Source organism: Imperialibacter sp. (genome assembly GCF_040222815.1).
Taxonomy (GTDB): Bacteria; Bacteroidota; Bacteroidia; order Cytophagales; family Cyclobacteriaceae; genus Imperialibacter.
Window position 1 is genome coordinate 54,715 of record NZ_JAVKCH010000027.1, and the last position, 11,442, is coordinate 66,156.

Consider the following 11,442-nt stretch of genomic DNA (forward strand, 5'->3'; position numbering starts at 1 on the left):
AAAAAACCTCAATCATCTTAAGAGCCATTGTATGAAAAATAGTAAAAAACACCTCCGCCTAAGTATCGCCCTGAGCGCTGCAATATTTGGATTGCTGTTGTCTTGCGGAAACGACGATAGTGACATTGCGCCCAATGAAGAAGCCACGGTGTCGATTGAAGCTGTAGTAAACAGCCACTATAAAAGTGCGGTCACGGTCTCCACCAGCGGCACCAACCTGGTTCTTAAATCTAAAGGAGTGCCAGACCATGTAAGCCCGTACTGGGGAGTTGGTCATGCCCTGTACGAAGCACCCACCCTCTCCGGGCAAACTGTTAACCCTGGCACTATGACCGAGCAAAATTTTGTAATGACCATCCCAATGAATCCGGCTTCGGCTTCTTCGAAAGAAGAAACCTCCCTTGGCCCCATCGGAATGGCATTGAACGGTGTGGCCATTTATAATGACCGGGAAGGCGGCAATATTCCGGTTAATGCAGGCACGTTACTCTCTTTTGAAAGAAGCGGTGCTCATGGCGGCCCGGGCGGCTTGTACCACTATCATTTTAATGGTGATTTCACGTCGGTGGATGATGCCAACCTGATCGGGTTTTTGAGAGATGGGTTCCCGATATACGGAAGAAAAGATGCGGATGGAAGCTATCCCTCAGACCTGGATGCAAATGGGGGTCATGTGGGGACTACTGAGGAATTCTCCACTGCTATTTATCACTATCACACGGCCAATACGGCCTACATGAATTCACGTTTCTATATTTTAAAGGCAGGTAGCTATCATGGCACAAAGGGCACATTTACTTTCTAAAAACCTCCTGTTCAGTGGTTGGCTTGGCCTGTTACTGACCCTGAGTTGCACCGAAAGAAAGGAGCAGGCGGCTAAAGTGGTGTCGTTCTCTGAGGTTGATGTTTCGCAAATCCCGAACGACACCATTTCATCGCTTGATCCGAGTTTGCAGTTAGAAAACGGCATATATTTCTATGCTACCAAACCCTACTCCGGCTTTATAAAAGAAGTGTATGACAACCGGGCAGTAAAAAGTATCGGCTCTTATTATCAGGGGATGCAACATGGTCTGACAAAAACTTTTTACCCAGGCGGAAGCATGCGGGATATAAGAAGTTATAAAGAAAATGTGGGCTATGGCAGGCACTATGGCTATTGGGAGAATGGAAACATGAAGTTTGACTTCGCTTACCACTTTGATAAACGTGAGGGCACTCAAAAGCAGTGGTACGAAAGTGGAAGCCCCTACGCCTTTTTAAATTTTAGAGATGACCGGGAGGATGGCCTTCAGCAAGCGTGGCGTGAAAACGGGAAGCCCTATATCAACTATGAAGCCAGGGACGGATTCCGGTACGGGCTGCAAAAATCTGCCTTGTGCTACTCACTTGAAGATGAGGAAGTAAAGTCAACAGTATTTAAAGAAGAAGTTGCTGTGAAGGAATGAGAGTTTCAATAGCACCTGTAAAATCAACAACTATGAAGTATGTGTTTATTCTGCTAGCCGGTATTTTGATGTTCGCCTGCCAACCTAAGTCAGGAAGAACGCTTCCCTACTACGACACACCGGACTTTACCCCTAAGTGGGTGCTGAGCGATGATTTTCACACGATCAGGCCCTTTAGTTTAGTCAATCAAAACAACGAAACATTCACCGAAGCAGATATTGAAGGCAAAATATGCGTAGTTGATTTTTTCTTCACCTCGTGTCCGGGCATTTGCCCCAGGATGGCCGCCAGCATGAATGATTTGCAAAAGGAATTTTTAGCGGATGACAATATTCAACTCCTGTCGCACAGCGTGACACCCGACTATGACAGCGTGGCCGTGCTTCAGCGCTATGCAGCCGACAAGGGCGTTGATTTCAACAAATGGAAACTGTTAACAGGAAGCCGAAGCGAGATTTATGACCTTGGCAGGAAGTATTACTTTGTGGAAGAAGACGAAGGCATAATGCGGGACGAAGACTACTTTCTGCACACTGAAAACTTTGTATTGATAGACAAGCAACGACACATTCGGGGCATATACAATGGGCTTGATCCCGGCAGCATCAAATCGCTGATCGCTGACATAAAAGTATTGGAGGAGGAGTAACGCACGGTTATTTTTTAAAAAAAGAAACGAGGGAATAAAAGAAAACCCACGTCTAAATTATCAAACACAAAACGATATGAACATAATTGTAAAATCTTTCGCTGTAGGGGCCATTGCACTCGCAACGGTAGCATGCGCCTCTCAAAAAAAACAAGCTAGTACCGACAAGCAAAGTGCGCCTCGTCAGCAAGCGGGACCTCAACAGGGAGGAAGGCAGCAAGGAGGGCCACCAAGTTTTTCGCAGCTTTTGACAGAGATGGACGCCAACAAAGACGGTAAACTGGCAAAAAGTGAGGTGAAAGGGCCGCTGATAGATAACTTCTCAAAAATTGATGCCGACAATGACGGTTTTCTGACAGAGGCTGAATTGAAAAACGCACCAAGACCTCAAAGAAATGGCCCGGGTAAGTAAGCATATTAGTCCTCGTTTTTAATTCAAACCCAGCGTTCCCCGGCTTACCCCGGGGAATTTTTTAATGCCGCTCCCTGTAGTTTTGAAAGCATTACGGAGGGTGAAACCGCCTTGCCTGTAGCTGTCATGCAACCCTCTTGCCCAAGGCAGGAGAAAAGTACAGTGCTGTCACCTATCTCGCCTGCTGTTAACGGGGCGAAGCACTCTACCCGGCATGGCTGCTAATCATATACTTCAACCACCAGTTCAATCTCCACGGCCTGACCTCTCGGCAGCGATGCCACTCCTATGGCCGCCCGGGCATGTTTTCCTTTTTCGCCGAAAACCTCCACCATTAAATCAGAAAAACCATTGATCACTTTGGGCTGCTCAACGAAAGCAGGATCTGAGTTGACCATCCCCAATACTTTAACGATGCGTTTTACTTTTTTCAAATCTCCAAGCATGGCTTTCAAAACAGAAAGCTGATTGATGGCCGTGAGGCGAGCCCCTTCATACCCCTTTTCAATGGAAACATCCTGGCCCAGCTTGCCGGTAATCTCCGTCCCGTCGGCATAGCGAGGCCCTTTGCCTGCCAGGAAAATCAAATTACCGGCTCGCACACCGTTGACATAATTAGCCACTGGCGCTGGCGGCGTGGGCAGCGTGATGTTCAACTCTTTCAACCTGGCTTCCGGGTCGTAGCCCGCTTCTGGTTTCGACGGTTGATTGCAGCCGGTTGCCGCCAACGCAACAGCCAGCACCATCAATAAATGCTTATACATATTTTGCATGTGATAATGGTTTATTTATAATGTTTCACGCCCACTGAGTTGTACAGTTCCTTTGCATAGTAAAGGCTCCCTCCTTTCATGGTCCATTCTACCTTTCGTATGTCGCTAATGTCCTCCAGAGGATTTCCGTCTATTAAAATCAGGTTTGCTTGTTTGCCGACCTCAATTGACCCAACCGACTCAGACACACCCGTAATCTCCGCTGATTTAATGGTCGCCAGTTTCAATACTTCGGCCGCTGGAATCCCCGATTTCACGTACAGCTCAAGCTCTCTATGATATAAGAACCCAGGCAGTCCGTCGGTACCCGGAACAATGGGCACCCCTTTCTGAAATAAATCAAAAATACAGCCAGCATTTTGTCAAAACTTGCTTTATACCTTGCCACCTGCTCACCCTCTTTCGAAAGTCCTCCGGTATAAAAGCCTCGTTGATCTATGATCGGAAATCTGCTTGCCACCGCTTCATAGGTCGGACTTAGTTCACCTGATTGAGCCACCAGCATGTTTTCAAAAATGGCCGCCGTGGGGTCAACCAGTATATCTTTTTCGAGCAAAAGACTTACAAAATCCAGATACTCCTTAGAGCTAAGATCAAGGTCGGCGCCATGCTGAGCAGGCATTGTGAATCGCAAGGGCGTCCGGGTATCTATCGTATCCGACAAGAAATTAAGGAACAACATATTGATATGTTGAATCTCATTATAGCCCTGATTAATGGCCTGTGTTGCCGTCATGTAGGCGGGTATATGTCCACTAACCCTCATACCAAGCTCATGGGCTTTTTCCGTTAACGGGGCAACCCACTCGGGCCTGATGGAACTATACAATTTGATTTGCCCATAACCCAGGTTTTTGTAGTCCTGAATCTCAGCTAATCCCTCCTCCAGTGTTTCGACCACGTTTCGTTGATTGGCATACGGCCCCGAACCATCTATTATACCACAGTAGGCAACAATGTGGGGGCCAAGGATTTCATTATTATCGAATTGAGCAGCTAAGCCTTTCAATTGTTTGTTGTTTGCCATATCCCGAACAGAAGTCACGCCCCCTGCCAGATATAATATTCCTCTGAATTTATCATTGTGCGTATGCATGTCGAACATGCCCGGCATGAGTGTTTTGCCCGCCCCATCAATTACTATGGCATCTTTGTCCGCCGCCTTTTTTCCGGCAGCAACAATTGCCTTAATGGTTTTCCCCTCCACAAACACATCCTGATTAGGAAGCAATATTCCTTTTTTAGTAAACACATTCACATTTTGAATCACAGCCTTGTCAAAACTATGTGTTAAGTTTTTGGCTACCTCTATAAGACTTTCATCTTCAATTTCGCCTTGTAGTTTTTTCATTTCCAGGCGCATATCACTCAGGTCTTTCCTGACTATATGGAGGTTGCCAGCTATTTTGCCAACCATCTGGTCGCCCATCATCCATACATAGGTGGGATCCAGGTCCAGCCCCTTTATGACCAATAATTCAACCGACTCACCATTTGAGAGCTGTAGCGGCATCTTTTTTACTAGTTCGGCTGCGCCTTCAGGATACAAGGCCACCTTCCCTGTTTCAGCCTTCAACAACAGCTGAGCAAGCACTTCGTAAATGGCAGGTGATCCATCGTAACGAAAATACAGTTGACCCCCATCAAAGTCGCCCTTCGAAGTCCCCATTAAATTCTTGCTAACAGCGGTTGCCTCATCGCTCGAAAAACTTTCATCGATTGACACCTTCAGGTAGTTGACCCCCTTCACTGTTTGATTGGAGATAAAATTTTGCTCATTCAGTGAGATTTCTTCTTTGTATTCGGGCCCACGACCCCGGTCGGTGTACGTGTAATAGTACCCGAAACCGTTATCAGCGGTCTTCCATTTTTCATAAATGCCCGCTAAGTTTTCCCGAAATACCACATCGTAAATGGTTTTATCGGCAGTATCCGGCGTGTTGGATTGCGTACAAGCGGTAGTTAAACCAATGGCTATCAAGAATGTGATTATTGAATATTTCATGTGTATAAAATTTGTTTTTCAGCGGCCACATGGAATAGCCCCAGTTCCTTTGAAAATGAAAATCGATTGCTCTACGACGTTATTCATTCTCGTTGGGTGTGGCTCTCCTTATGGCTATTTCATGTGTATAAAATTTAATTTTTAGCGGCCAGATGGAATAGCCTGTACCATTACGGAATAGATCGTAGTCTGTTGACTGGTTATTCATCGTTCCACGCCGGTCCGTTGGGTAGGGTATTCCTTATGGCTATTTCATGTGTATATAATTTATTTCTCAGCGGCCACCGGTTCGCCGGTGCGATGGAATAGCTTTTACCAATGAGAATGAATATTTAGCTTTTCGATCCACTTATTCATTTCCGTTGGGTATGGTATTCCCTATGGCTATTTCATGCTTTTTGATAAAGTGAAAATGAGGAAGCGATTTCTTAAAGACTAATAATAAGACATCAGGATTTTAACGTGTCACGATAATACCTGAGCCAGTTTTGCCCAAGTATTTTCTCGATATCTCCCGAACTGAAACCTCGTTTGCCCAGCCCCCTGGCTACGTGGCGATAACGGTCGGTTGTATCAAGTTCAGGAATCCATGGAGGCCATTGCACTTTGTAAGATTCCTTGAAGCGAGTCAGGCGTGGTACATACCAATTGTCACGGGTTGCTCCGCTAGCTTCCAATCCCTGGATAGCAAAATCTGACGCCAAACCTACATGGTCAATTCCCCCAACCTTTACCGCATGTACAATGTGATCAATGTAAGTCTCCAGAGTTGTTTCAGTGCCCAGGTTTGGGCCAATCATGTAACCCAGGCAAATAATACCCATGACGCCACCTTTGTTTGCCATGGCCCTTATCTGCTCGTCCGTTTTTGCACGAGGATGGTTTTTGTGCAGTGCCTCACACATGGAGTGGTTGATGGTAGCCCCGGCTTTGCTAAATTTAATGCCATCGTTGGTGGTTTGCGCCCCGCAATGTGACAGGTCCACAATAATGCCAAGCTCATTCATGCGCTCTACTACTTCGATGCCAAAGTCCGACAGGCCAGCATTGGTTCGCTCGGTGCATCCGTCGCCCAGCAGGTTGCGTTCATTGTAGGTGAGCTGCATCCATCGGGTGCCTGCCTTGTACAGCGTATCAAGGTTGTCGGTCGAGTTGGCAAGCATGGTGGAATTCTGAAAGCCCAGCATCACGGCAACTTTACCTTCTTTTTTTGCTTTCACAAAATCTTCAGCACTCGTAGCAAGCACCAATCGGCCTGGGTTTTCGCTGATGATCTTTTGCCATTCCTCCAGGTTTTTAGTTGCTTTTGAAAGACTTCCGGAATCCACCGAAGCATTGAAACCCGTGTAGCCAGCATCATCCAGTGCTTTAAAAGAATCCTGGTTCCAGCCACGGCCAATAATCAGCCCGTCGATAACGATGGCTTGTTTATAAATTTGATCAATATCCTGTTCTGTAAGCGTTGACTTGAAATCACCAGAAGGGTATTGATTGTCGGAACTATAGGGACTGGCTGTTGCAGGAAAGCTGCTTAAAATCTGCCCCGGCAAAATCGCTCCGAGGGGTAGCATTTTGACGAAATCTCTTCTTTTAATTGGCATGGTTGATTAGCGGTTGGTTAACAAAGCTTTTAGTGAAGGAAACATACTATTTTTGTCAGTGCCATGCCTTTACAGAAACATAAAGGGCCCTAAAGTTCATTTGAAAGGTATATCGCATGCAGACTATCATGGAGTTCTGGCGAGAGCGATCCCGATAAGGTGACGGTTCGCAATATTGAAAAACCCACAGTACACCTCCGCTTTAGCCCCGACATCAAATCGGGCGTGGAGCAGCTAAAGTTTGAAAAGGCCGACGCCGATGCCCTCAAGCGGGCCGGCGTAAAGCATGTAGAGAAGCGATAACCATTCACCGGCGTAGATTTGGGTATGTCGTTACTGCTTTTTTGAGCAGTCAATTAACGGATGTTTAAAGGCAACTTCAGGTATTGAGTGCGAGTTTTTCACCCATATATTCCTGCCAGGTGACGAGGAGGTATTTTTGCTTGTTGTTGTGGGTGATGCCCAAAAATCCGACATCGTAGCAAAAGAAGTAGACATCGCCTTTGTCGTTTTTCCAGATGTGGGTAAAAAAGTGGGGATTGAAGCCTTCGTTGTGGAGTGCCTCCCGCCGAATGGTGGTAAGGCCGCTGACGTTGTATTTTTTAAGGATCTTGCGATTGATTTTAAGCTGTTTGTCGACCTGGAAGTAAAACTTCTCGCTTTTCAGTTTTTTTTCATACTGGTCGACCGATTTACACTGCACAGAGCAATATATTTTGTCGACCCGGCCTTTTACAGCGCCTCTGCACACCGGGCATGTCCTCATATCAGTATATTATACGTGTAGTATGCGACTAATATACGCATAATATACCGATAGATTTTTTCTTTCTCTCGTTATTGCTTCCCCATGGAAAAGCTTCAGAACCTTACGTTGCGACATCTTTACTTCAACGACGAGAAGTATATCGGCATTCAATTTTACCCTCATAAAGTGGTGCAAGCGCTAATAAAAGAGCTTCCCGAGCCGAAGTGGAGCAAAGAGCACAGTATGGTGTGTATTAAGAATACGCCACAAAATCTGACTGCTATCTTTAATAAGTTTAAGGGAGTAGCTTGGGTCAATTGTGCCTATTTCTTCAAAAACAGGCCGATTAATTCACACGGCCAGGAAAACGGCGATATTTCCTGGATGGAGAAAAGAAAGGTAAACGACGGCTACAAAACATGCCCTGCTGAGTATTTGCAAAAGCTTTCCATCAAAAAGTACGCATCCAACACCATCAGGACCTATGTCAATTACTTTGAGAAATTTATCAATCACTATAAAGACCATGAAATTAATGCCTTGAATGAGCTGCATATAAAATCTTTTTTGGAGCACATGGTTAGAAATAAGTGCTCTAATTCGGCGCTCAACCAGGCGGTGAATGCCATCAAATTCTATTATGAGATTGTGTTGGATATGCCAAATAGGTATTACGAGATTGAAAGGCCTCTGAAAGAGCACAAACTACCAAAAGTGTTGTCAAAAACTGAAGTACTGGCCATTATTGAAAATACTACGAACATCAAACACAGATGCGTAGTTGAATTATTGTATTCGGGAGGATTGCGCAGAAGTGAGTTGCTCAATTTGAAGGTAACTGACATAGATAGTCCTCGTATGACGATCAGGGTGGAGGGAGCTAAGGGGAACAAAGACCGTTTCACTTTACTGTCAGAAAAAGTACTGGAGGACTTAAGGAAATACTATGTGAAGTGGAAGCCGAGTAATTTCCTTTTTGAAAGCCCGGAAGGTGGCCAATACAGTGCAACGAGCGTAAAAAGGATTATTACTGCGGCTGCGGAAAAGGCACGAATCAAAAAGCTGGTGTCTCCCCATATGTTGCGTCACAGTTTTGCTACCCACCTGTTAGAGAGTGGAACTGATTTGAGGCAGATACAGATATTACTAGGCCACAACAGTCTGAAAACAACAGAAATTTACACTCATGTGGCTACAACGGCTTTTAATTGTATCAAAAACCCCTTAGATTGAGCAACACACATAATGGGTATATGGACCGGGGCCATACCCATATGTTATCTTCAATTCGTGCATTAGCAAAGACACATGAAACGACAAAAGAATGTTCAAGAGCAAATTAATGAACGGAGACAACTAATTCTGGAGCTAGCAACTAATTTTAAACAGAACCCAGGGCAGAGTCAATGGCTTGTAGACCTACTGGAACGACATAAGTTAAAACCTGAAAATGGTGTTCTAGTAGAATTGAAAGAAGTCGAGGAACAAGGGCCTCTTTATGATTGTGAAGCTATTTGGTTAACGAAAGAGAAGAGCTTTATCGTTCTTAGTGGAGAAGCCGATTACACGACGAGAGAACTACTATCAGAAACCTTTGAACCAAAGGATATAACTGACTCGATCGAATTCAATAAGCATAAGGAAGGGATAGGTAAAGCTTTCGGGATTTTGGCTATTGAGGTACTAGAACAACTTTTTGACTCAAATTAGCAACGAATGAATTTTCCAAGATCGACTGATGATGTTGCAAAAGAAATTACAATCTGTTGTGAAAAAACGGAGAATATAGGGGAATTAAGGATTCGGCAGTTAATCAATATTCTTGAAAAGGTTCCAGATGAATATGTACTTGGAGGTATCCTTAAAATTCTTGAAAATGATCATCCATACTTTCCTTATCAAAAGTATTGCGGGATGATTCTTGCCGATGTAAACCCCAAGCCTTCTGCACAGATATCAACCATTATAAACCAAGTAATAACTAATTGGGATAAGAGCCTTCATCAGCTTCCAACTTGGTTAAAGATTAACTTCGGAAAGGATGCTGTAAACGAAGAACTTGATATTTTGATAGAACTTCAAGAAAATTCCACCAGCATAGATAAACTTAGAACTATGAAATGGTGGCTCGAACAAGAAAACCTTTTCTAACCGCTAAAGAACTATCTATTTAATGAAATGAAGATAACAAGCGCTAAGCCCAATCGGCTTACTTAGTTATTTGCAAAGGGCATCTGAATCAGATACTTTTGAGATATTTTAAAGGCTAAGCCGACTGTGCTTAGCTGATCGTTAGAGCTAATAGACCGTTTCGCACATGGGAATGAACGTTTGTAGAAAAAAGCACTATTTCGGGATTGGAAGCGAAGAATACACCTGCGAGCACATATCTCAAAATCTTGACAATGACATCGATCAGCCCTGTCAAAATATAAGGGTCAGGATTTATAATGTTCCTGGATACATTGCCAGTACGAATGAGCCGAAGGACAGTTTTGAATATTTACCCCTTTGCACTGACTGTGTTGATAATTTTGGACTGGATCAAAACGTAAAAGTTGAATACTCTCCAGACTTGATTGAAAAAGCCATTGAAAATTTTGGCCTAGTTGAAGAATGCCCAGACTGTTTAAAAGAGTACATAAAGAGAAATGAAATTGTGAGTTAATGGCCGATACCTGATGGAACTCACTGATTTCGTCTAAAACTTATGAAGACTTTAAAAATCTTATTCGTGGCGCTCGTTGGTGGAATAGTTGGCTATCTGGGGTTTACCATCTACAATGTGTTTGAAGCAGACATTGCTAACTATCAAAACAGGACAGAATTCGACGCTGAACTTTGGAGAAATTGGGAAGAGACCGAGGCAACAGCATCTTTAAGGTGGGACATGACGCACAGCCTGACCACCAATTATGAGCTTATCGGAATGTCAATAGAACAAGTAATTGAGCTTCTTGGTCAGCCGTCAGGACAGAGCAATTCCGAACTTAGGTATTATTTGGGAATGTCTCGCCATTGGATAGACACGGGCTCCTTAGTATTGGATCTGAAGGAAGGTCAGGTTGTAAACTACATAATCTGGCATGGCTGATGATCTTTCGAAACAAAACATCGGGACTCCTAATTGCTGCCATTTTTTGGAGTTTAACTTCATGCGAGACACGGACTGTCAAATATTCTGGCTTAAATGATTTGGCGATCGGAGTGCAGCAGGTAGTTCTTTACACAAATAACGAATTTTACCTTGAGCTAGGAGCCGGTGGAGTCGGCGGCACATATTTGATTTCGCACGACACCGTAAATCTACGTTATGACAACAAGCCGGACGACTGGCCAGACCAACTGCTAGTGTCGGACGACTATTTTGAAACTATCCCGACAGGTAGACACAAGAGGTCGATAAGAATCAGACGGAATGAAAAAGCTCTAACACAACAGTAAAGTGAATGTGGGCTTCACCGGATGTCATAGGTCAGTTGGCTTGGATTGCCCGCCACAATTTATAATTTTAACATCGCCGTGGCTAAGTGGTAGTGGAAGCGGAGCTGCATAAAACTCCCACACTCACTTTACTGAGGCGTTGTGTGCAATACGCACCTTCATTACTTCACAACGCTTATTTTTCGCCAGGACGCTGCCAGAGTCGGCGGCACCACTCCAGCAGAGAGGCAGGAGTGGCTATAGAAACTTGAGAGGAAGTCTTTGGACGGCTACACCGTGGAAAGCTTTACTTTCAGACGAGGGGAACGTCTCACAAAGACTTGGTCTAAGACACTTGTCGAAGTTAGTCGTTTTTTACGAC

Annotated in this window: 15 protein-coding genes; 10 read left to right on the forward strand and 5 right to left on the reverse strand. The window is 44.5% G+C overall.

Annotated elements, in window-relative coordinates:
• The first annotated feature begins 31 nt into the window (after positions 1-31).
• The 4 genes from RIF36_RS15680 (at position 32) to RIF36_RS15695 (ending at position 2,510) form a co-directional block, all read left to right on the forward strand.
• Complete coding sequence (locus RIF36_RS15680) at positions 32-805, forward strand: YHYH protein (protein ID WP_350123617.1); 774 nt, start codon at positions 32-34, stop codon at positions 803-805.
• The gene (locus RIF36_RS15685; RefSeq protein ID WP_350123620.1) at positions 777-1,448 is read left to right on the forward strand and encodes a toxin-antitoxin system YwqK family antitoxin; all 672 of its coding nucleotides are present in this window, start codon (positions 777-779) and stop codon (positions 1,446-1,448) included. Before RIF36_RS15680 ends, RIF36_RS15685 begins: the two co-directional genes overlap by 29 nt.
• A gap of 32 nt (positions 1,449-1,480) precedes the next feature.
• Positions 1,481-2,098, forward strand: coding sequence for an SCO family protein (locus RIF36_RS15690; RefSeq protein ID WP_350123623.1), 618 nt, complete (start codon positions 1,481-1,483; stop codon positions 2,096-2,098).
• 76 nt (positions 2,099-2,174) lie between these two features.
• Positions 2,175-2,510: a hypothetical protein gene (locus tag RIF36_RS15695; protein WP_350123626.1), complete on the forward strand. Its 336-nt coding sequence runs from the start codon at positions 2,175-2,177 to the stop codon at positions 2,508-2,510.
• 221 nt (positions 2,511-2,731) lie between these two features.
• Here the strand turns inward: RIF36_RS15695 and RIF36_RS15700 are convergent, their stop codons facing one another.
• The 4 genes from RIF36_RS15700 to RIF36_RS15715 all read right to left on the reverse strand — a co-directional run bounded on the left by RIF36_RS15700 (position 2,732) and on the right by RIF36_RS15715 (position 6,889).
• The gene (locus tag RIF36_RS15700; RefSeq protein ID WP_350123629.1) at positions 2,732-3,283 is read right to left on the reverse strand and encodes a RidA family protein; all 552 of its coding nucleotides are present in this window, start codon (positions 3,281-3,283) and stop codon (positions 2,732-2,734) included.
• A gap of 11 nt (positions 3,284-3,294) precedes the next feature.
• The gene (locus RIF36_RS15705) at positions 3,295-3,540 is read right to left on the reverse strand and encodes an amidohydrolase family protein (RefSeq protein WP_350123632.1); all 246 of its coding nucleotides are present in this window, start codon (positions 3,538-3,540) and stop codon (positions 3,295-3,297) included.
• On the reverse strand, positions 3,537-5,288 hold the full coding sequence (locus tag RIF36_RS15710) for an amidohydrolase family protein (protein ID WP_350123635.1): 1,752 nt from the start codon (positions 5,286-5,288) through the stop codon (positions 3,537-3,539). Before RIF36_RS15710 ends, RIF36_RS15705 begins: the two co-directional genes overlap by 4 nt.
• A 449-nt stretch (positions 5,289-5,737) precedes the next feature.
• The gene (locus tag RIF36_RS15715; RefSeq protein ID WP_350123638.1) at positions 5,738-6,889 is read right to left on the reverse strand and encodes a dipeptidase; all 1,152 of its coding nucleotides are present in this window, start codon (positions 6,887-6,889) and stop codon (positions 5,738-5,740) included.
• Between the two features lie 159 nt (positions 6,890-7,048).
• Between RIF36_RS15715 and RIF36_RS15720 the strand changes: the two genes are divergently transcribed.
• A complete protein-coding gene (locus RIF36_RS15720; protein ID WP_350123641.1) occupies positions 7,049-7,192 on the forward strand; it encodes a hypothetical protein in 144 nt (47 codons plus the stop codon).
• A gap of 76 nt (positions 7,193-7,268) precedes the next feature.
• Here RIF36_RS15720 and RIF36_RS15725 read toward each other — a convergent pair whose 3' ends face one another.
• On the reverse strand, positions 7,269-7,655 hold the full coding sequence (locus RIF36_RS15725) for a hypothetical protein (protein WP_350123644.1): 387 nt from the start codon (positions 7,653-7,655) through the stop codon (positions 7,269-7,271).
• A gap of 84 nt (positions 7,656-7,739) precedes the next feature.
• Between RIF36_RS15725 and xerA the strand changes: the two genes are divergently transcribed.
• The 5 genes from xerA to RIF36_RS15750 all read left to right on the forward strand — a co-directional run bounded on the left by xerA (position 7,740) and on the right by RIF36_RS15750 (position 10,731).
• Positions 7,740-8,870, forward strand: a complete 1,131-nt coding sequence (gene xerA / locus RIF36_RS15730; protein ID WP_350123647.1) for a site-specific tyrosine recombinase/integron integrase — start codon at positions 7,740-7,742, stop codon at positions 8,868-8,870.
• A gap of 75 nt (positions 8,871-8,945) precedes the next feature.
• A complete protein-coding gene (locus RIF36_RS15735) occupies positions 8,946-9,347 on the forward strand; it encodes a hypothetical protein (protein WP_350123650.1) in 402 nt (133 codons plus the stop codon).
• A gap of 6 nt (positions 9,348-9,353) precedes the next feature.
• Entirely contained in the window at positions 9,354-9,788 is a 435-nt protein-coding gene (locus RIF36_RS15740) for a hypothetical protein (RefSeq protein WP_350123653.1), read from the forward strand.
• Between the two features lie 166 nt (positions 9,789-9,954).
• Positions 9,955-10,305, forward strand: coding sequence for a hypothetical protein (locus RIF36_RS15745; protein WP_350075325.1), 351 nt, complete (start codon positions 9,955-9,957; stop codon positions 10,303-10,305).
• A gap of 42 nt (positions 10,306-10,347) precedes the next feature.
• A complete protein-coding gene (locus RIF36_RS15750) occupies positions 10,348-10,731 on the forward strand; it encodes a hypothetical protein (RefSeq protein WP_350075327.1) in 384 nt (127 codons plus the stop codon).
• Positions 10,732-11,442: the final 711 nt, after the last annotated feature.